Genomic DNA, 22225 nt, shown 5'->3' with positions numbered 1-22225 from the left:
TTTCGGGCAACAAAATAATAGAAATTTTATCATCCGGCAAAGAAATCCATCAAAAAAACGTCTATTCCGGCTTCTTCTTATACGAAATAGTGCCTGTAGCCTGATAAGTAGGCATCAAAAGTACCTCCGCAATCTGAATATGTGCAGGAGCCGACGCGGCAAAATAAACAGTTTCTGCAATATCATCTCCCGTCAACGGACGAATCCCTTTATAAAAATTATCGGCAGCCTCCTTATCTCCCCGATAACGCACCACTGTAAAGTTTGTCTCCACCATTCCCGGTTTTATATTCGTCACTCTCAACGGAGTGTCCACCAGATCGATCCGGAGCCCGTCCGAAAGAGCTTTCACGGCAGCTTTCGTTGCGCAATACACACTTCCACCCGGATAAGCGGCATCCCCCGCAATAGATCCTATATTAATAATATGTCCGCGTCCGCGTTCCACCATACCGGGCACCACCAAACGCGTCATAGCCAGCAGTCCTCTTATATTCGTATCGATCATGATATCCCATTCATCCAGGCTACCCTCGAATTCCTTATCCACACCGATCACCAGTCCGGCGTTGTTCACCAACACATCAATCGCCTTCCATTCTTCGGGCAATGATTCCAAAGAGGCGGCAGCCAATTTCCGGTCGCGCACATCAAAAGGCAATAAATAAACCCGGACACCATACCCCCTTCCAGTTCAGCTTTCAGTTCTTCCAGTTTCGATACGGTACGGGCATTCAGAATCAGGTTCCATCCCTCCTTCGCAAATTTACGGGCACAACCTTCACCAATTCCGCTACTGGCACCGGTTATAAAAACAATCTTAGCTTCCATTATGTTTTGATTTACAATATTCGAAAGCAAAAGTACGCCTTAACCTTCAAAGGATAGCTACGAAAGTCAGTTAAATAAGATTAAACCATAAAAGAAAAAAAGAATTATAAAACGAGGCACTTTTTTTTCAGTTTTCACGAACAACCTTTCGATAAAAATGTTATATTTGTTGTATCATAATCATTTTAAACATTATACATTATGAAAGGATTGAATGTTTTAGCAGCTTTTTGGGTGGTGCAGCCGTAGGTGCAGCCCTTGGTATTTTATTTGCTCCTGAAAAGGGAGAAGATACCCGTCATAAAATCGCAGAGATTCTTCGTAAAAAAGGAATCAAGCTTAACCGCAGTGAAATGGAAACTCTCGTTGACGAGATCGCTGCCGAGATGAAGGGAGAAATAGCAGAATAAGTAAGTAACCAAAGACTAAAAACAGAGCGACCATGTTTGCAGACGATAAAAGTATTGAGAATTTTCAGCAGTTGTTTTTCGAGTTCAAGAAATATCTGGAGCTTCAAAAAGAATATACCAAATTAGAATTGACGGAGAAGTTAACCATACTTTTTTCCACGTTAATTATGATATTAGTACTTATTATCCTTGGCATGGTTGCCCTGTTTTATCTGCTTTTTGCTCTTGCTTATATATTGGAGCCTTTAGTGGGCGGTCTGATGTCGAGTTTCGCCATCATAGCAGGCATCAATGTTGTTCTCATCGCCCTGGTTATTATTTTCCGCAAGCAGCTCATCATTTCTCCAATGGTGAACTTCCTCGCTAATTTATTTTTAACCGATTCAAATAAATAAATTATGAATGCGCAGACCCCGCAGAAATTTACATTAGAAGAGATTGCCGAACGTAAAAAGAAGCTTTTAAATGAGATCCATGCTCAAAAAAAGCCATGACAGCTACTACACGCGAAATATTTGCCCCACTTGCTCCGGCAACCAACAAGGCGGATGCACTCATGCGTTCGTTCAATACCGGTATGGCTGTATTTGATGGCGTAGTGATGGGAATCAAGATTATGCGGAAGATACGGACGTATTTTAGGAATTTGAGATAAAAAAGAGCTACTCTTCCACTATCCATTTTTCTATATTTCTTGTTTGCGAACTAAAGTTCACCCCCACTTTAAAAAGCTTACGATTATCCGCTTCAAAAGGAAGTGAATAATGCTTCTCGTTAATCTGTCTCAAAGCTTCTTCTGCCGTGCCATTCAGTTTAAATTCCATGACATATATAAATTTGTCCGTCTGCAAAACAAGGTCGATGCGTCCTTCGCTTGTATGATATTCCACTTTAGTATAAAAGCCTACGAGTTTGAAAACGATAAAAAGCACATTTTCGTAATGCAACTCCTGCTCGCGAATCACGTCATAGCCTGTATCTGCAAAGAAACTTTGCAAACGACGGAAGAAAGAGTTATAATCACCAGATTCCACTTCACGGACAAACTTCTGAATCTCAAACGGAGACTCCACCTTATTCACGTTCGCATAATAAGGAAGCAGGAAACGAACAAACCCCTCTTCCACTTCACGATTCGGAAAACCTAAACGATATATACCAAAACGTTCGTCATACCCCTTAATGGTGAGATATCCGCTCTGATAAATCACTGGAAGGGGATTACTAGATTCCGAGTCAATGCTGTTCAGCACCTGTTCGTCTGTTTCCTCATGAGCCATCCGTTCCAAATCATAGTGATGCTTCTTCAACAAGTTCACCAGATAAGTGGGTGTCCCCGTCTCAAACCAGTAGCTGCCGAACTTCATCTTATCAAACGTGTTCAACAGACTGAAAGGGTTATAGATTCCTATAGTATGTTCCACAAAGTGGTAACCATCATAACATTCTTTCAATTCTGCGCACACCTGCTCATAACTCATCTTCTGCTTTTCTGCCAACTGATGCAATTCCTCCTCCAGATTGTCATGTATTTCTTTCTCCGTGATACCGCAAATATCCACAAAGCGTTCATCCATTGAAATATCCTTCAAATTATTCAAGTCACTGAATACGCTCACCTTGCCAAATTTTGTCACCCCGGTCAGCAACGCGAACTTGATACAACCATCCATCGTCTTCAAAGCGCCATAAAAAGGCTTCAATGTATCCCGAAATTGCTTCTGTAAGTCCTCATTGCCAATTGCCTGCAACATCGGCTTGTCATATTCATCCACCAGAATAACTACCCGTTGTCCAGTCTTTTCATAAGCGCGCTCTATAATACCGGCAAAGCGTAGAGAGAACGAACGTTCCGATGGTTCGGCACCATAAAGTTTTTCCCAAGCGGTCAACGATTTATCTAGAATATTATCCAGACTCTCCGGAACATCATACTTCTCAATATTAAGGTCGAGATGCAAAATTGGATGTTCTATCCAATCTTTTTCGAGCTTCTCCACCATCAGTCCAGCAAATAGTTCCTTCTTCCCTTGAAAATATGCTTCCAGGGTAGAGATCAGCAGACTCTTTCCAAAACGGCGCGGACGACTCAAAAAGTAATAACTCCCGGTCTTTACCATCTGATACATCAAGGCCGTTTTATCAACATAGAAATAACCGTCTTGACGGATTTTCTCGAAGTTCTGGATACCAATAGGATATATTTTATTGCTCATACATGTACAACCTTTTAATTATGGTGCATACAAATATACAGCTTTCATTCTATAACACAAAGCTAGCAGTGATTTTAATTCTATGATAGAAGAAACTTTGGGGTGAATTATATTCAGATGCAGAAGGTACGGACATATTTTAGAAATTTGAAATAAAAAATCATTTAGTCAATCGCTTGATTGGATACTTTCAAATCGTCTATGATTTGTTGTAACACATCTTTTAACTTCGGCAAATCATGTTTTATCACGTCATAAACAATTTCAGCATCTAAATCAAAATAATGGTGTGCGATTATATCCCTCATTCCCATTACACCTTTCCAATCCATCTCTGGATACAATGATTCTATTATCTGACTTTTACACATAAATTCCATCTTTATTGATACACCCCCTCAATAATTCATCCATATTATTTCGCAACCGAACCACATCAACAGGACATTTCAATAGTTTTTCCAATTCTTCTTTAATATGAACTAAAGTAAAGATAGAAGGTCCTATCAATTTCAACACAAATATCGACATCACTACCCTCATGTTGTTCACCACGAGCAACGGAGCCAAATATCCCCATGCGAGAAATACCATATTTAGCAGCATTCTTTCGCATATACTCACGAAGCAAAGATAAATATTCTACAGTAGTCAACATAATAAATTGCTTTGATCTATACTACAAAGAAATGCATTTTCTTTCAAAAACACAATAGATAATCAATAAAAAACATTCTAATTCTTTGTTATGTAGGTCGGCGGCATTGCTGCCGCTTTCCCCATTAAGAACTGTACGTGCGACTTTCACCGCATACAGCTCCGATAATTCTAAATTTAATTCTCATAAAATTAAATCGGCTCATAATCATCTTGCGATGACTTGTTTCCGATAAAGTTTTCTTCACGCACGTTGACGGGCACTTTTGAGTTTCCGCCTTTCGAAGTATTCGTCCCATGATGGGTCGAACGGATTGGCCTCGCATCTTATCTTTGTGTGTCGCTTGATTGGAATTTCTGTCAGTTGCTGTAATGTGAACTTATCCTTTATTTCTCCACATACATATTCAAAACCGAAAATCCAATTTCTGCCACCTTTTCGGATAAAATACTTCTTCCTTATCCATTTCCTTGACTTGTCGGTATGTCTGCGATATGACCATCTTTTAAGTTGATTTATTAAGATATGGTCACATCGGCAGAACACCTCCTTTGATACCACATGGCTGTAGTAGTTACCCCATCCCTTTATTATAGGATTGAGTTTCTCTATCAGCTCCTGCTGGGATGATGCCTTACCTTTGGTCAGCACAACCTCATGCAGCTTGTCAGTGAAACGTTTCTGACTTTTCTTTGACGGCTTTATTAACAATGTGCCGTTGTACTTCCGGACATTGAAACCTAAAAAGTCAAATCCGTCACTGATATGTGTTATCAGTGTCTTCTCATCGGATAGGGTAAGTCCTCTTTCCTTTAGAAAAACTGTCAACATTTCCTTTATTTCAAGTAACGTTTTCCTTTTGTCAGCAGTGACAATGAAGTCATCCGCATATCTTACGAGATTGACTTTGGGGCAGTAAAGTTTTCCATTGACATAACTTGCCTTGTACTTCTCTTTGAGCATCCTTTCCATGCCGTCAAGAGTTGCATTTGCAAGTGTCGGTGAAATAATGCCGCCCTGTGGTGTCCCTTCAATAGTCGGTTGAAGCAGTCTGTTGAATACAACTCCACTTTTCAGCCATTTTCTTAATATCTGCCTGTCGATTCGTACGTTATCGAGAAGCCATTCATGGCTGATATGGTCGAAGCAGCCTTTTATGTCTCCCTCCAATATCCATTCGGGAGAGCAATCCCTGCTTAGCCATCTGTGAAGCGCATCTATCGCATCTGCCGTACTTCTGAACTTTCTGAATCCGTAAGAGTTTGCATCCGCTTCACTTTCCGTTATGGGTTCCAATGCCATAAGATACAGTGCCTGCATGGCTCTGTCTTTCATGGTCGGTATTCCCAACGGTCTTGTCTTGCCGTTTGCCTTAGGTATGTTAACTCTTTTCAATGGGAGGGCTTTATATCCTCTCCGTGTCAAAGAACGTATAGCTTCTATTTTATTGGCATCGGTATCCCACTTTATGTGGTCAACCCCTGCCGTGCGTTTACCTTTATTGGAGGTCACTTTCCTTACTGCCAATGCCTTGGCTTCGAACGAAGTGACAAGCAGGTGCTGCAAGGCTTTAACCTTGTTGTACCTCTTTTCTTTATGAGCCTTTGCTATTCGGACTTGCAGCTTTCTGACCTTTCGTTCACATTTGGAGAAGTCAATGCTTTTCCATGTTGTGTTACGCTCGGCTGAAGATGCACACTCGGCTTTCGCCTTGCTCCTTTGCTGTTTCTTCATTTCGTTAAAGTTCTACAATCGTTTCACAAAGAATTACCCTGCGGAAGTCTGCCTGCTTTCGCATGAGGTGACGTTTAAACCTCTATCTTCCGCATTACACGGAAGCGTTCGCTTTCTCCGCAATCCTTTACCCGCACATCATTCGGCTTCTCTTGCGATTGGCTTACCTGCCCGATAAAGGACAGGAGAGATACGGGCTTACCAAGTTCCGTACAAGTAACTTACGACCGACTTAAAGTCCGCCCATCCACCGGCAGTGCTGCATCCGTGTAGTCCTGAAAAGAGAGAACTATCCTGACTGCCCGCCATTTTGGCTATAGCTTGTAAATATCCGTAAGCTATTCTTTTGTTACGATGGTGCAGCGGTTCACATACGTTACTCATATCGGTCAGCCTAACAGCCTATACATTGGATATTTCTGCATAGAACCATATTGTCAAGAGGGCTTCGCACCAAACAATTACTCGTAAAGCACGCCTCTTTAGGCTACTGTTGACGGAACAACAGGTTCAGACATTATGCTGAACAATTACTTGTACGACTTCTTGTCGCACCTATTATACAAAACTAGAAATCTGAATATTATCTTTAATCGTAAGCATCCGATAAAGTACCCGTTTTCTCTGTCATATTTTCATAGCACCTTTGCCTGTGCAATATTGCATGAACTTCTAACATATTTTCATTATGACAAAAGAACAATTTACCTCTTTACAGGAACTGCATCGTTTAAGCGGTCTGAGTCTTCTGAAATTTCTGCAACGTGAACATGTCAGTTACTCCACGTACAATTATTAGAAACGTAAATCTTCCAGTGTTCCCGATCACGAGACATCTGCTCCCCAATCAGTCTTAGCCCCCATCAGCCTGACGTCCCCCTGTATTGCTTCCTCCTCTTCTGTTTCCGGAATGACCCTGTTGTTTCCTAATGGCGTCCGTGCCCATTTGGGTGCCGGTATGGAAGAGGCCGCTTCCCGTTTGATTAACCAATACGCCTGTTGCCATGTTCTGCCTGAATGATACGATGCGGTATTTTCTCTGCCCCGGCAGGACTGATATGCGCAAGGGTATCAGTTCTCTCTGCGGTGTGGTACACGAGCGTATGGGCTGCAGTGTCAGGAACGGTGATGTATTCATCTTCATTGGCAGCAGCCGTAAATTGATGAAGCTTCTCCATGCCGAGGATGGCGGTCTGGTGATGTATGTCAAGCGCCTTGAAGCCGGTCATTTCAAGATTCCCGAATATGACGAGAAATCGCGCAGCTATCCGATGGAATGGCGCGATCTTGTCATTATGGTGGAAGGAATCCGTGAATCTCCCGGGCAGCGTTTGAGACGTCTGAGGGCGGAACGAAATGTATATACTGTATAAAAATAGATGTCGTATTCCTTGTCTGTCCGGGATATATTTTGTACATTTATAGTGTAATTAAAAGAAACGGATTATGACTCAGGAAGAGATGCTTTCACAGATGAACTCAATGCTGCAGTCCCTGCAGCAGGTGAACGCATCCCAGGCTGAGACCATTATCAGGCTTACCCGGCAGAATGAATCCTTACAGAACCGTCTCAATGAGCTGACGGCTCAAGTCGCATGGCTGAACCGCCAGCTTTTCGGTCACAAGTCAGAGAAACTCCCGTCTCTTGATTCCAACCAGCCTGACCTGTTCGGTGACTTTCTTCCTGATAACGCGGCTGAACTGGAAAAAGCGCGTGAAGTAGCGGTGCAGACAATCACAAAAGAAACGGTGGAGAGCAAGAAACGGGAACGGAATAACCGCAGGATAATGGAAGGTCTTCCCGTACTTGAAAGGGTAATCATCGAGCCGGAAGACATTGACCTGGAACTGTACAGGAAGATTGGTGAGGAAGTGACCCGTGTGGTGGAACATAAGCCCGGACAACTTTATATAAAGGAGATTGTACGGCCCAAATATGCCCTTAAAGACAACACTTCACTTCCACCGGTCGGCAGAAAAGGAGTGGAGATAGCCGCCATGCCGCTGTTGCCTATATACAAAGGAATAGCGGGACCTACACTTTTGGCGGAGATACTCCTGCAGAAATATGAGTATCATCTTCCCTTCTACCGCCAGGTGAAACAGTTGCATCACCTGGGCTTCAAAGCTAGTGAAAGTACCATAGACGGATGGTTCAAGCCTGCGGTTGAACTTCTCAAGCCACTTTACGAGGTACTCAGGCAGGAAATCATGAAATCCGACTACATACAGGGGGATGAAACGACCGTACCTGTACTGGACAAGGCAGGACATCAGACCAACAAGGAATACTTGTGGATGGTCAGGGCGGTAGTCGAACGACTGGTGCTTTTCCATTATGACAAAGGATCACGGTCAGGTACGGTGATAGGGCAACTGGCTAAAGACTTCAAGGGTTATTTCCAATGTGACGGCTTTGAGGGTTACGAATCGGCTTTCAAGGTCAACCCGAATGTGCGCCTTGTTAACTGCATGGCTCATATACGCAGGTATTTTGAGCAGGCACTTGCTGAAAACAGGCAGATGGCGGAACATGCCTTAAAAGAAATACAGCTTCTATATCGCATAGAACATGACTGTGACCAGAAGCAGCTTACAGAAAATGAACGAATGGGAAAACGTCAGGAACTTGCCGGACCTATTATGGATGCCTTGAAGCTATGGATGGAAACAGAAGGGATAAAATACAGCCCAAACAGCCTGACCGGAAAGGCGATAACCTATGCCTATACCCGCTGGGAGAATATGATGAGGTATCTGCAGGATGGACGTATCCATATTGATAACAATCTGGCGGAAAATGCCATCCGACCAATCACATTGGGTAGAAAGAACTACTTGTTCTGTGGAGACCATCAGGCGGCCGTCAGCATGAGTGTCGTCTGTTCGTTACTGGCTACGTGCAAAGCGCATAAAGTAAATCCGCGCACTTATCTGAATGACGTTATAGCAAGAATGCCATATATGCAGAAGGCAAATTATGAGGAACTGCTACAAATGTTGCCACACAAATGGAAGGAAAAGAATAAAGAATGATGGAGATACAACGATAGATGGCTGCTTACCAGGAAAGGAGATACAGCCATTTTTTATAGTGTACTTTATCGGATGCTTACACTTTATCGGATGCTTACGATGCTTACGCCACACAAATGGAAGGAAAAGAATAAAGAATGATGGAGATACAACGATAGATGGCTGCTTACCAGGAAAGGAGATACAGCCATTTTTTATAGTGTACTTTATCGGATGCTTACGCCACACAAATGGAAGGAAAAGAATAAAGAATGATGGAGATACAACGATAGATGGCTGCTTACCAGGAAAGGAGATACAGCCATTTTTTATAGTGTACTTTATCGGATGCTTACCTTTAATCAATAAACATGCTATTAAAAAGTAATATATCAACGATCTTCACAGACAGTTGATATATTTAGAATACATATCAGCATTTGCCAATATGAGGGGACAGATCAGGAATATACCGCTGTATTTTTTCCCAACCTGCAGAATGTAGGGGATTCATGTGTGTAGCATGAAGTTAGGGACCCTACATATTTCGTTATTATTATATGCTATTTAGACTTGTATATACCTTCGTAATAGCTCTCGTAAGCAGCACTGATAACATTTTCCATCCACTCCTGATTATCCAGATACCACTGCACCGTCTTCTCAATGCCCTCTTCAAACTGCAGACTAGGCTCCCAGCCTAATTCATTCTTCAGTTTCGTAGAATCAATGGCGTAGCGCAAGCCATATCCCACGTGATCCATTACATAAGTAATCAACTCCTCACTGTATCCTTCAGGATTACCTAATAATCGGTCTACAGTCTTAATAATCAAATGGATAATATCCTATGTTCTTCCATTCGTTAAAGCCACCGATATTATATGTATCCGCTACCTTACCATTGTGAAAAATTACGTCTATCGCCCTTGCATGATCTACCACATAGAGCCAGTCATGCACATTCTCCCCCCTTGCCATACACCGGTAACGGTTTGCGGTGACGAATATTGTTAATAAACAGCGGAATCAGTTTGTCGGGAAACTGATAAGATCCATAGTTGTTCGAACAGTGGGTCACAATAGTCGGTACATCATAAGTATCGTGAAAAGCACGTACAAAGTGATCGCTACTCGCTTTCGAAGCCGAGTAGAGTGAGTGTGGGTTATAATTTGTTGTCTCTTTGAAAAACTCATCGCCATATACTTCGTGTGCTGATATATCCAAGAGCTTTCCTTCCGGGTATGTCAATCCTAACGCTCCATACACCTCATCAGTTGAAATATGATAGAAACGCTTATCCTCATAGCCTTCCGGAAGATACTCCCAAGTTAATCTTGCAGCTTGTAATAAAGAGAGAGTGCCAAGAACATTCGTACGAGCAAAAGAAAACGGATCTTTGATAATACAGTCCACGTGACTTTCGGCAGCTAAATGAATGACTCCATCTACATGATATTGCTTGAAAATTTTCAGCATCATTTCAAAGTCACAAATATCCGCTTTTACAAAAGTGTAGTTTGGTTTATTCTCCTATATCTTTCAGATTAGTCAAATTCCCCGCATAAGTCAATTTATCCAGGTTAATAATATGGTAATCGGGATACTTGTTCACAAATAAACGTACCACATGACTACCAATAAATCCGGCACCACCAGTAATAATAATATTTCTTTGAAAGTCCATATTCGATAATTAAAAATCAGCAATAAATAATGCCATTACTGGTTAAAGCCATACCTCTCACCCCATTATATAACCATATTTTTCTTTACATATATTCCATAAAAACAACACATTACCCACCAGATATCTACGCCACATCCTTTTAGGTTCTTTTATCAGTCGGTAAAGCCATTCCAACGAATGTTGCTGCCACCATAACGGAGCCCGTTCAGTAGTACCTGCAAAGAAGTCGAACACTGCCCCTATAGTGCCCACATGGCAATGAATATTCAACTTTTGCCAATTACTATAAACCCATTTTTCCTGCTTGGGAGCAGTCATGCCAATCCACAACAAATCTGGATTTGCCTTGTTAATAGCTGCCACAATAGCTGCATTATCTTCCTGTGAAAATTCCGGCTTATAAGGAGGTGAATAAGTCACTACTTCTAGGTTCGGATAGTCTACTGCTGCCCGTTGTTTTATCAATGCCAACACTTTCTCCGAACTACCCATAAACATACATCGCCCGCCTTTCTCATTAAGGCGATTCATTTCAAAAACAAAAAGATCCCAACCGGCTATTCGTTCCCGTGGTTGGCTTTGCATCTTTAACCATTTACAAACTTTTACAATACTTGCTCCGTCAGGGATAAGTACATCTCCTTTTATTAGCGCCTCGGCAAAAAGCGAATCCTTTAGTGCAGTGTTGTATGAGTGCGCATTTATGGTATTTATCAAAAGTTTACCCTGCGGCAATGTTTTTAATTGGTCTACGTTCTCTACAATAGGAAGTTCTTTCAACTTGATCATATGAATATCTACTCTAAATATTATACCAATTTCTTAAGAATGTCACACATACGTTCCTCAAAACGTTGCAGCGTGAACTCACATTCAAATTTCATCCTACCTTTGCGCCCCATCTCACGACACAGATCACGATGTTCCATACAATAAGCCACCTTCTCGGCCAAAGCCAATGCATCCTTCATGGGAACAATATATCCTGTCTCACCTTCATCAATAATATCCACTATTCCCCCTTCATGACTAGCAATGCAAGCCACACCATGTTGCATTGCTTCCAGCAAAACCAAAGGGAAACACTCATTGTAAGTAGGAAGTATAAAAAGGTCTGCCTGCATCCAATACATCTCCTTATCATTGCCATACTTCGCACCATGTGCTACCACTACATCCTCTAATCTATACTTCTGCAAATAGGCAGCAAACTCCTCCTCGCCAATATCACTCCATTTTCCTACGAAATTGCACACAAAGTCATATCCTCTATCTTTCAAGATATGGCACGCATCTAGTAGCGTCCACACTCCTTTCTCCAACATCATATTCGAGAGAAAGAAAATATTAAACCTGCTATCCATTCTCATTCGTTTATGTCAGGAATACCATTCGGACAAATCAGTACATTCTGCCTATCCACATATTTCTCCACATCCTCGTAGAGTGCTTCGGATAGTAATATCACCTTCACCCCTTTAAAAAGTCGTGGATATATCCACTTATTAGGCCAGTGGTCTTGAAATGTCCTTACTCCTTGATTATGAAAATGGATCACCACCTTACACCCCATCCCCTTCAACATTTGTACAATAACAAACTCTTTATAGAGTGCAATTCCGTGTGAATTTGGCGTAACATATACCAACTGTGTTTTCATCTGTTTCACCATTTTACGTATAGATTTCAGCATTTCCAAAAACGATATTAGCTTCTTCAACCCCACTTTACCGATATCCTTAATATCCTTGGCTGTGGCCAGATTGATATAATGGCAATCGAAAGCCTCATTTATCATTTTACTATCATGAATATATTTCCCCATCATGGCCGCACCATGTACAGGCGGTGGCATGTGAAGAATAAAAAGAATAGACGGTTTCATTATTAATTGAAATTATTTTTGAGTAGATATGCTATCTCACGACTGAATTTATCTGCACCTGTAGAATTTAAATGGTCTGTGGTATGAAACAATTTCTGATTATCATAAGCAGCTTGATTCAAGAAAGAATAATAAGGTATATTATTTCGCTTGCATAGCGAGTCAGTAATAGCTAATAACTTCGTCTCCACCACATCGGCATACATAGGTGAAGTCACCATGATTAGCATTATCTGCTTTGTTTTACACACCCCTATAATATACTCCATTGCTTCCACCTTACGGTTATCAATTGCCACACTATTTGTATATTCCTTTTTCTCTTCTTTCAAAAATCCCGATAAAGGCTGAAAACCATTTGTATGAAAAACTCTGCGATCTTTCAAATTCTTCACCATTTTGAAGAATTTGGAGTTATAAGGATAGATGGCTGACCAACACTTGTACTTTTCCCAAGGACTCTTCATACTAATTATCTCTTGCCAAGAAGCATGATGTTGATAAGGCAACAATCCTGATAAGCAATCATAATCCCCTTCACCTACTGCCATGTCATAAGGTGTCACCTCTAATACAATCGTCTTCGGTGTATATCTATCCAACATTAGGTCCAACTGCACCCGTTGATACACAAGAAAACAACCACTGCGTCCTGCATTATAGCAACTCATATCTAAAGAATCCTGCAATATCTCCGGATTGTAATGGTTACGAGCACGTGACGACCCTAATATTACCAAGTTTGCAGTTTGCTCATCCAACGCTTTAGTCGTATAATAAAAATCCTCACCCTTTTGGTTGAAATACATCCATTTCAAACTATACCCTATTCCTCTGTCTGCCACTAGTAACAGAACAAATAGCAAGAGCGCCTTGCCTATATATCTCATACCCTGTTTACTTATATCCATTGTTGCTTAGAATTGAAAGTAGATAAACTGTCCACCATCAAAAACTCCTACACTTAGAATTATCATTGATAGAACCACATACGAAGCAAAGCGAATAGTTATCGAGTCATTCTCTAGTAACGGATGCTTTCCATTTTTCTCTTCAAGCATATCACACCCCATCAACACACCTACCCCCATCGTGCCATAGAGTAACACAGAAAGGTCGGGTTTATAAAGAACTCCTGCTGGTAGTACCATCTTGCTAATAGCTAGTAATGCATCCTCCAATGTATGTGCTTTGAAAAAAGTCCATGTAACTGTCATTAGTACAAAAGTCAGTAAGATATTAAAAGCCTTTAGCCATATACTATCCTTTCTCAATCCACAGCACAAACGCGTCTGTTCTTTGATAGGCTTCATTACATTACCTATCACTTGAAAAAGCCCATTCAGTCCACCCCAGATCACGAAAGTCCAGTTAGCTCCATGCCACAACCCACTCACTACAAAAGTTATCATTAGATTCATCCTTGTACGCCATTTGCTGCAACGGCTACCACCCAAAGGAATATAGAGGTAATCCCTAAACCAAGTAGAAAGTGAAATATGCCACCTACGCCAAAAGTCTTGTACACTGGTTGCCATATAGGGTCGTGCAAAGTTCACAATCAATCGAAACCCCATAATACGTGCACACCCTAAAGCAATAAAAGAGTATCCAGCAAAGTCACAATAAATTTGAAAAGTGAAAAGTACAGCAGCTACTAATATCGATACCCCTGTGTGATGTTCTATATTGCCAAATACAGTATCTGTATACAAAGCCAACCTATCCGCTACCACAACCTTCATAAAATACCCCACAGCATCCAGCGTAATCCTTGTGTAATATTATTTGCATCAGGATAATGCTTTTCTTTAAACTGTGGAAGCAGTTCTTTAGCTCTTCCAATAGGACTGGCCGCTATTTGTGGGAAGAAAGCTAAAAACAAGACATAATATTCTAATTTCTTTTCAGATTCTACATTTCCCCTATACACATCAATTGCATATCCACAAGCCTGAAAAGTATAAAATGAGATACCCACCGGAAGAAGTAAATCCAAATGTGATACCTCCATTCTACATCCTATACTCGCGAGCACTCCCCATATTATCTCATTAATGAAATTCAAATATTTGAATACAAAAAGCCCCGCAAATGTAAATAACAAAATAACAGCCAGCCCCTATCGGCACGTTTCCTATCCTTTTTACTTACCATTTGTTTCGTTCCATAATATGTAACCAGTGTTACAAATCCCAAAAACAGCGCATAGGTGGGATTCCAATTCATGTAGAACAGGTAACTTACGAGTAATAAATACCACTGTCGTACCCTATGCGGTAAGACAAAAAAGGATATTGCTACTATTGGAAAGAACAGTAGAAAAGAGAAACTATTATAAAGCATATTTTATAATTTACCTACGATGATACTCCCTATATTGCAAAAATTTGGCCAACATCCACCAAGTTAAAGGAGTATATTTAGCTAAATTCATCAATTTCCCAATGGGATCTTTTATAAAGTACTCGCCATACTTTAACGCTTCACTTCTACTCAGTGCCAACCTACCATCAAGAAGCTGGCAATAAGTTAAATTGCGTGACACTCGCCCTTGCACCATTTTATATGAGTCTGGCATCTCCATTTCAAATGTAGAGACAATACGACATTCCCATACTGAAAGTGCGGGCGCATTAGCCCAACGGCATTTCATCTTGTTCAACCACCCTTGACTCCAAGTTACATCGCCACCATCACTAATGTAGAGCACTTTAGGTATCAATCCCCACTTACCGAACGTTGAGATATAATTCCAATATTCATAATCTTCAGAAACACGAAGATCTGTCCTCATACCACCGCTTTGCAACGCCACTTCTCTACGAATAGTTGTAGAGCAGGTACCCACAAAGCAATCACAAGCCCATTCCGCAAAGAAATCCCTTATCACATAAGGTTCTTTCACTAAATCCTCTGAAAGCCAAATAGGATTGTAAGACACATGCCCCCCTAATGAACTAATATTCTTACAGCCCACTGCTACAGCCACACATTCCAAATGTGCATCAAGAAAACTCACTGATTCTTCAATATACCCATCCTCCCAGTAGTCGTCTGCATCAATAAATGTCACATACCTACTTTCAGCATGTTCCACACCATTATTGCGAGCCACCGAAGGTCCTGCATTTTGTTGACGCAGTACTCTGATACCCCCATTATCATGAGCTTTACTAAATTGTTCAATAAGCCCAACCGAATTATCGGTTGAACCATCATCAATACAGAGCACTTCAAATTTATATTTAGTAGTCTGCTTAAATATAGAATCTAATGTCCGTTCAATCAGTGCAGATGCATTATACACTGGTATAATTACAGATAAATCTATCATAACATATCCTAATAAAACTTTCTACAAATTATTAGTTTTTCAGAAAATTCATAAAGTGAAAATGTAAATCCCAAAAGACAAACAATAGAAAAGTGGTTTGTCAATCACCAATATTATTAAAAACAGTTTGCATATTTAACAATACCTCCAAAATAACCTTAGTTTCATTCATAACATTTTCAGAGGTATCAACAAATATTGTTTCCCATAATAACATCATTTCGCGATCTCTTTATATAGATTCTCATACTCGCTTTGCATCTTTGCCATTGAAAAATGACTCAACGAAAAATCATATACTTTTTGTGTAAGCTTCTTATAATCTTCACAAGATGGCAAGTTATTGAAAATCCTTCGAAAATCTGCCACATTATTATTACGAACAGCCAATGCCCAACCTTCTGGTACAGTTTCATCAAGACCAGCACAAAGATTGATAATAGGTAAGGTATGAGCCATCATTGCTTCTACCGCAATCAAACCAAAGCCTTCATAATTAGAAGGCATAAAAAGATAGTCAAATGATGATAAGCACCTACTTAATCCATAATATTTATCAAGTAAGGTTACATTTTTCAACCCTATGCAAGCTGTATGAAGTTTTTCCTTCATACTCCCATCTCCAATTATAGTGAATTGAAACCTATCATCATCCTTTAACTCTAAAACAATAGCAATCAACTCATCTATACCTTTTTGATGCTCTAATCTGCCTGCAAACAACACATTAATTTTATCTTCCTTTATTCCCTCAAATAATTCTTGTCTAACTTCTTCAAGACCATTATAAATAATTGGAGGTAATTCACCACCATACTTTTGCTTATAGCTTTTTTGTGTAGCATGGGATATTGCTACACTACAGTGATGTTTAATATAAAACTTCTCTACCGCATAACCTATCTTACTCCAGTCATTCCACAACTGTGTATTATGTATTGTACGTACATAGCGTGGACGAATCCAAAAGAACAACCAAGCCATTTTGCGAAACACCCAAAGTGCAAAGTCCGGAACTTCGGTATGAGAATGAATAACACTTGGTTTATACTTTAAATAAATAAACAGAAACCAACTCCAGAACAAGCATATTGCAAGTTTATTTTTACAAAATGGAGAACAATGATATTGAACATTGCAAAATTCCAATTCCTTTTTCAAAGAATTAGAAAATTCCGAAGCGGCTTTAACCACCTCCACAATATGGTATTCAAAGTTTGAATTTGGGGATTTTGAGATATTGACCGCTACGCGCTCAGCTCCTCCTAAATCAAGATGTGATATAATATGAAATACTACTTTTCTTTTCATTTTTTCATTATAGCATCAAATTCTCGCTGTGCACAATGCTCAGTATCAAACTCATGTTCTATCTCTACAGAAGCCTTACCCATAGCTTGCAAATCCCTAGCATGAAAATTGCCAAGTGCTGTCACAATAGTTTCTTCCTTGAATGTATCAAATATAAAGCCATTGACACCCTCCTTAATTAATTCCACATGACAACCATTATAAATAGAAGTAGCCACAGGCAAGCCGCATGCCATAGCTTCTGGTATCACCAAACTCCAATTATCTTCAACAGTAGGATTAATAAACACATCCGCAACAGCATAATATTTATATATATCACTATAATTTACTCTACCAGTGAATACGATCGATTTCTCATCAGCATACAGTTTCTGAAATCTTTCTAATAAATCACCTTTACCAACAAGTAGCAAAATATCATTTGGATATACCTTGATATGCTTTTCCCATGCATTTAGCAAAAAACTTATACCCTTGCGCTCAACTATCTGACCAATGAAAAGGTAGATTAATGGTCGAAGACTACAACTATAAACAATGACTTTCTCTTTCTTTTCTTTTAATTCTTTAAGTAGTTCATAGTCAGCGTCATGGTCTAAATCACGAATTGCATTAGCAAGTCCGGCACTATCAGCACTCATACCAGTAATATGTATTTTCTCCCTCTTTATATTCAGTGACTCTAAATATTTTTTCGTCTCACTACCATTCACTAAATAACCCGTCATGAATATATCAGTAAACTTCCTATGCCATTTATGCAAAAATGTCGAATTGCGCTCTGTCCACGGAGTACGTTCATAGCCCATATAAACAGGTATACGATGCAAAGTAGCATAAAGTGTTACCAGTGGAGTCCACTGAAAAAAGCCTTCTGTTATCAAAACATCAGGTTTTACCTTGCCAACCGCTTTTATCAATCCCCGTGTTATAGGAATTTTCTTCCCATGTTCATAACTCATTCTTTTAAATGACATTTCCTTAGTACAAAACAGATGATCACCATTAAATGCAATAGCATTTTCACCCAATTCCTGATGAATCTTTTCTACCAAATCTTCACGATGTATCAACTGATACCTCCTAGGTGAGTACATCACATAAAATTGTCCATCAAAAAGTCTCACCAATCGTTTAAAAAATGGTATTCGGTAGTCCAAAAACACCGATGTACAATACAGAACTTTCATATATCACAATTTTTAAATTCTCCCTCCCGTCATAATGTTCAAAACATTGGGAATATAACGGCGCATAAGATTGCCTATAAATAGAAAAATGATTAATACAATAATTGGTGCAATAAAATAAACTGCAAGTGCAGCAACCTCATTCTCCGGGTATAGGGAAGCAATAGTTAACTTTATTGCTTTCAAAGGATATACATGATTTACATATACAAAAAAAGACAAACTAGATAACGGCAAAACAATAGACTTAAAGCGATCTGAGCATAATGGTAACAATTGCCAAAAAACAAAAATCCCCAACAATGTATTTACCTTATGTATCCCAATGCCCCAACATGGCCGAACAAATGAAATAATTATCCATAAAGCGAATAGTACGGTCAATAACTTTATATTGATTTTATGCTCCAAATACTTTTCATAGTAACAGAATAATCCTCCAAATAGAAAGAACATAATTCCTTCCGTAGATAAAATAGAACAATCAACAGTTCTCCACGTATAAAAGGCAACTAACAACGTTACTACTAATACCATTTTATTTTTAAGATTATAAATCCATCCGTAAAATGGCACAAGAAGCATAAAAATCATTAATGTCCTAACATACCACAGCGGTCCATTCCATTCACTTAAAACAAGGTCATATAGAATATCATGAGGATCTGTCTTGTGATATTGCCCAGCTACTATTTGTTCAATCAGACCTATAATATTCCATATTAAATAAGGAATAAGTAGCGTATATCCCTTTTTTTTTAACATTGTCAAGTATTCCCCCTTTTCGTAATATGAATGTTTAAAAAAGAAGAAGCCTGATACTAAAAAGAAATAAGGAACAGCTATTTCTGTAACGGTTGAAGAACCACTTTCAATAACACCAGCCAAAAGATCCCCTCGCCACTCCCCCAAAACGCCATATGGTTAAGCGAATGACGAAGTATCACCATGATAGTACAAAGGAAACTGGCCATTTTTATTCTATCACTCAAATCTTTATTCATAATATTTTACTTTATAGTAATAATATGAAAGAACAACAAGACCAAAATAAACGATAGTAATAGAGCATGTCTTTCCAGATAAAAAGCCGTAGGAATAACTATTTATTATTGCACAAATAGTAGCACATAAAATACCAAGGTAGCCTAACTTTGCACGATTCTTAAATGCATTTAAAGTATGTACACCTAAATGAAAAACAAATAATAGTAAGCCAATAATCCCCAAGCTACCATACATTCCTACAAAATTACTATGGGCATCACTTGTTGTTTCTCCTAAAAATTCAGTTCCAATTGCACGTTCGATACATGCAAATCCCCAACCAATCAATGGCCTCTCTGCAATTTTTATTTTTATAAGCTCCCACAACACAGTTCTACCCGAAGCTGTATTAATTGATTCCATTGTTTTTCCCGGCATCAACCACATCATTAAAGATTCTACTAGGTTAGGATTCAAATATAATGTAAGACTTATCCCAATAAATACAAATGATAAAAATAAATTGCCAGAAAAAAGCAAAGCTATCCCCAAAGCCCCCACAGCAGAGGCATTAGCACCGCTACTTGTACTTGTTATCATCACGATAAGACTAATGATCATTGAAGCCATTAAAAAGCCCCTTCTATCCCTATCTTTACATTTGTTAGACAAGTATTCGCCAACACAATAAGAAAATGTAAGAGCTCCCGTAGATGCTCCTGGAAGAAAGTGTATAAACGGAGAAAAACCAAATGCAACAGCACGCGCTCCTATAGATTCAAAAACTGCTACACATATACAGACTATTATAAAAAGCTTTTCCATTTGTTTGAAAGTCCTACAAAGTGACATTATCCATATCCAGAGCATTATCATCACTAAATTCTGGAAAGCCAAGAAGAATGCAAACGATGGAATGAATGCCCATAATGTGCTTATTACAGCAAAACTGTATAACCACAATAATGACCGAATTTGGATAGGCGTTTGTTGGTAAGAAAAAGAGAATAAATTCGGACTTTTCCTATATAATATAGCTAATAATCCAAACAAAGACACTATTTGTATTGCTTTTCCTATACCAGACCCATCTTCTGGTATAAAATCAATACGGTATATCCATAAAGCAAAGAGAATAAAAATCAATTTATACTTACTCTTTAGCACTGTTATTATACCACAAAATATGTCTTTTAATAAACCTGTCATATTCTTCTATAAATCCTTTTTACACCTCACAACGCATTGCCAATTCTATTACTGGCGCCATATCATAATACTTATAGTCTGCTAAACGCCCACCAAAAATGATATCTGTCTCCGCTTTTGCCATTTCACGATATTTATCTGCCAGTCTATTATTCTGCGCATCATTCACCGGGTAGTATGGTTCCATACCAGGTTTCCACTCTATAGAATATTCCTTACTTATGACAGTTTTCGAACAGGTCTCTATTTCAGCACCAAACATTTCAAAGTGTTTGTGTTCTATAACTCGGGTATAAGGTATCTCCCGCTCTGTGTAGTTCACCACTGCATTACCTTGGTAGTTAACTGTGTTTTCAATACAAGTTTCAAATACCACTGTGCGATACTGCAATTGTCCGAATTTGTAATCATAAAATTGATCAATAGGACCTGTATAGACTAGCTTTTTAGCTATCCCACGCCAGTTCATACAATTAATGGAATTCGCTGTGTCAAAAAAGTCACATTCTAGCTGCACATCAGTACCCTCAAATAGACTATCAATCAACTTGTTATATCCCCCCACAGGTATACCTTGGTATCTATCATTGAAGTAATTATTGTCAAAAATCATACGTACCGGTAAACGACGAATGATGAAAGCGGGAAGTTCCGTACAAGGACGCCCCCATTGTTTCTCTGTATAACCTTTAATCAATGCCTCATAGATATCCCTTCCAATAAGCAGCTGTGCTTGTTCTTCAAGGTTGGCAGGTTCTCTTCCATTCAATTTTGCCAATGCCTCTGCACGTTGTTGTTCCAACTTTTCCTGCGCCTCCTGCGGAGTACATACTCCCCACATTTGGTAGAAAGTATTCATATTGAAAGGTAAATTATACAACTTACCTTTGTAACTAGCCACAGGCGAGTTGGTATAGCGATTAAACTCCGAGATAGAATTTACGAACTCCCACACAACCTTATTTGATGTATGGAAGATATGTGCACCATACTTATGCACATTGATGCCAGCGATGTGCTCACAGTATACATTGCCACCAATGTGATTTCGCTTGTCAATTACTAAGCACCTCTTTCCTGCCTTTTTAGCACGATAAGCAAATACTGCTCCAAAGAGTCCTGCTCCTACTATTAAATAATCATATTTTATTGCCATATTTCTTAATCATTTTTCTAATAATTGTCCCCGAAAACATTATACTTTTATGTATTTGGCTGCCACTGGCAGTATTATTATACTCAAAATAAAAGCAGTCCAAAATTCCGGGATATTGATTTCGTCATATCCTAAATAAATAAAAAAGCTCTGTACACTATAAATAATTAGACGATGAACAACCAAATATATCATACTGTCTCTGCCTACATATTTCAGTCCAACTACATCTATCATTGGATAAACGCCGGAACAAATAATTGATTGTTATAATACAAAGTACACTATGAATCATCCATATAAAGTAGCTACCATATAACACTTTATTATAAAACAGATCCACCGCAGATGGATATACAATGTATAGTAGCAAAGTAATAGCTATTATAAATTGTATTTTACCATCTACTTCTAAAGTTCTGTTAGAAAGACAATTGCCCACTGTAAAAAAGAACAGTGCAGTACTGATATTTCCTAAATAGCGAGGTTCTGTAATAGGAGCATATAAATTACACAAGAATCCAACCAAAGCTGTTACAAATAACACTATTCCAAAGTGTATCTTGTAATTTACGCATAAGGTATATAAAAC

Annotated in this window: 19 protein-coding genes and 5 pseudogenes; 5 read left to right on the top strand and 19 right to left on the bottom strand. The window is 39.2% G+C overall.

The window, feature by feature from the left end; all coding sequences use genetic code 11:
- Positions 1-61 precede the first annotated feature (61 nt).
- Positions 62-831: pseudogene (locus NXX38_RS16585) on the bottom strand (SDR family oxidoreductase).
- Between the two features lie 201 nt (positions 832-1032).
- Here NXX38_RS16585 and NXX38_RS16580 point away from each other — a divergent pair.
- From NXX38_RS16580 to NXX38_RS16570, 3 genes and pseudogenes are all read left to right on the top strand, one after another.
- Positions 1033-1241 (top strand): annotated as a pseudogene (locus NXX38_RS16580) (YtxH domain-containing protein).
- 32 nt (positions 1242-1273) lie between these two features.
- Positions 1274-1636 (top strand): phage holin family protein, encoded by a 363-nt coding sequence (locus tag NXX38_RS16575; RefSeq protein WP_004297511.1) that lies wholly within the window; start codon positions 1274-1276, stop codon positions 1634-1636.
- Between the two features lie 3 nt (positions 1637-1639).
- Positions 1640-1896 (top strand): annotated as a pseudogene (locus tag NXX38_RS16570) (hypothetical protein).
- A 7-nt stretch (positions 1897-1903) separates the two neighbouring features.
- Here the strand turns inward: NXX38_RS16570 and NXX38_RS16565 are convergent.
- The 5 genes and pseudogenes from NXX38_RS16565 to NXX38_RS16545 all read right to left on the bottom strand — a co-directional run bounded on the left by NXX38_RS16565 (position 1904) and on the right by NXX38_RS16545 (position 6233).
- Positions 1904-3457, bottom strand: a complete 1554-nt coding sequence (locus NXX38_RS16565) for an ATP-binding protein (RefSeq protein WP_258980292.1) — start codon at positions 3455-3457, stop codon at positions 1904-1906.
- A 164-nt stretch (positions 3458-3621) separates the two neighbouring features.
- Positions 3622-3765 (bottom strand): DUF86 domain-containing protein, encoded by a 144-nt coding sequence (locus NXX38_RS16560; RefSeq protein ID WP_409012871.1) that lies wholly within the window; start codon positions 3763-3765, stop codon positions 3622-3624.
- Positions 3766-3820: 55 nt separating this feature from the next.
- Positions 3821-4115: pseudogene (locus NXX38_RS16555) on the bottom strand (nucleotidyltransferase family protein).
- A gap of 243 nt (positions 4116-4358) precedes the next feature.
- Entirely contained in the window at positions 4359-5849 is a 1491-nt protein-coding gene (gene ltrA, locus NXX38_RS16550) for a group II intron reverse transcriptase/maturase (protein WP_258978446.1), read from the bottom strand.
- 198 nt (positions 5850-6047) lie between these two features.
- Positions 6048-6233, bottom strand: a complete 186-nt coding sequence (locus NXX38_RS16545) for a hypothetical protein (protein WP_258980291.1) — start codon at positions 6231-6233, stop codon at positions 6048-6050.
- A 620-nt stretch (positions 6234-6853) separates the two neighbouring features.
- Between NXX38_RS16545 and tnpB the strand changes: the two genes are divergently transcribed.
- Together tnpB and tnpC are read left to right on the top strand one after the other, a co-directional pair.
- Positions 6854-7222, top strand: a complete 369-nt coding sequence (gene tnpB, locus NXX38_RS16540) for an IS66 family insertion sequence element accessory protein TnpB (RefSeq protein ID WP_167511782.1) — start codon at positions 6854-6856, stop codon at positions 7220-7222.
- A 73-nt stretch (positions 7223-7295) separates the two neighbouring features.
- Complete coding sequence (tnpC, locus tag NXX38_RS16535) at positions 7296-8885, top strand: IS66 family transposase (protein ID WP_195650751.1); 1590 nt, start codon at positions 7296-7298, stop codon at positions 8883-8885.
- 542 nt (positions 8886-9427) lie between these two features.
- On the opposite strand, the pseudogene rfbB reads toward tnpC, so the two are convergent.
- The 13 genes and pseudogenes from rfbB to glf all read right to left on the bottom strand — a co-directional run bounded on the left by rfbB (position 9428) and on the right by glf (position 21633).
- A pseudogene (rfbB, locus tag NXX38_RS16530) lies at positions 9428-10552 on the bottom strand (dTDP-glucose 4,6-dehydratase).
- Positions 10553-10609: 57 nt separating this feature from the next.
- Positions 10610-11344, bottom strand: coding sequence for a WecB/TagA/CpsF family glycosyltransferase (locus NXX38_RS16525; protein ID WP_258980290.1), 735 nt, complete (start codon positions 11342-11344; stop codon positions 10610-10612).
- Positions 11345-11364: 20 nt separating this feature from the next.
- Complete coding sequence (locus tag NXX38_RS16520) at positions 11365-11919, bottom strand: glycosyltransferase family 4 protein (RefSeq protein WP_229128710.1); 555 nt, start codon at positions 11917-11919, stop codon at positions 11365-11367.
- Between the two features lie 2 nt (positions 11920-11921).
- The gene (locus tag NXX38_RS16515; protein WP_258980289.1) at positions 11922-12440 is read right to left on the bottom strand and encodes a glycosyltransferase family 4 protein; all 519 of its coding nucleotides are present in this window, start codon (positions 12438-12440) and stop codon (positions 11922-11924) included.
- Between the two features lie 2 nt (positions 12441-12442).
- Positions 12443-13330, bottom strand: a complete 888-nt coding sequence (locus tag NXX38_RS16510) for a hypothetical protein (RefSeq protein ID WP_258980286.1) — start codon at positions 13328-13330, stop codon at positions 12443-12445.
- A gap of 27 nt (positions 13331-13357) precedes the next feature.
- Positions 13358-14185 carry an MBOAT family protein gene (locus NXX38_RS16505; RefSeq protein ID WP_258981968.1) on the bottom strand — a complete coding sequence of 276 codons (828 nt, stop codon included), beginning with the start codon at positions 14183-14185 and terminating at the stop codon, positions 13358-13360.
- The gene (locus tag NXX38_RS16500; protein WP_258980283.1) at positions 14182-14439 is read right to left on the bottom strand and encodes a hypothetical protein; all 258 of its coding nucleotides are present in this window, start codon (positions 14437-14439) and stop codon (positions 14182-14184) included. Before NXX38_RS16500 ends, NXX38_RS16505 begins: the two co-directional genes overlap by 4 nt.
- Before the next feature lie 357 nt (positions 14440-14796).
- Complete coding sequence (locus NXX38_RS16495) at positions 14797-15777, bottom strand: glycosyltransferase family 2 protein (protein WP_258980281.1); 981 nt, start codon at positions 15775-15777, stop codon at positions 14797-14799.
- 216 nt (positions 15778-15993) lie between these two features.
- Positions 15994-17088, bottom strand: coding sequence for a glycosyltransferase family 4 protein (locus NXX38_RS16490; protein WP_258980279.1), 1095 nt, complete (start codon positions 17086-17088; stop codon positions 15994-15996).
- Positions 17085-18281, bottom strand: coding sequence for a glycosyltransferase family 4 protein (locus tag NXX38_RS16485; RefSeq protein WP_258980278.1), 1197 nt, complete (start codon positions 18279-18281; stop codon positions 17085-17087). Before NXX38_RS16485 ends, NXX38_RS16490 begins: the two co-directional genes overlap by 4 nt.
- Before the next feature lie 12 nt (positions 18282-18293).
- Entirely contained in the window at positions 18294-19193 is a 900-nt protein-coding gene (locus NXX38_RS16480; RefSeq protein ID WP_258980277.1) for an acyltransferase, read from the bottom strand.
- Between the two features lie 84 nt (positions 19194-19277).
- Positions 19278-20477 (bottom strand): O-antigen ligase, encoded by a 1200-nt coding sequence (locus tag NXX38_RS16475; RefSeq protein ID WP_258980276.1) that lies wholly within the window; start codon positions 20475-20477, stop codon positions 19278-19280.
- Between the two features lie 19 nt (positions 20478-20496).
- Positions 20497-21633: a UDP-galactopyranose mutase gene (gene glf, locus NXX38_RS16470; RefSeq protein WP_258980275.1), complete on the bottom strand. Its 1137-nt coding sequence runs from the start codon at positions 21631-21633 to the stop codon at positions 20497-20499.
- Positions 21634-22225 lie beyond the last annotated feature (592 nt).

Origin of the sequence: Bacteroides sp. BFG-637 (assembly GCF_024793605.1) — a bacterium.
GTDB classification, from domain to species: domain Bacteria; phylum Bacteroidota; class Bacteroidia; order Bacteroidales; family Bacteroidaceae; genus Bacteroides; species Bacteroides vicugnae.
The sequence above is the reverse complement of the archived record's forward strand: the minus strand, read 5'-3'. Positions and strand labels throughout refer to the sequence as shown.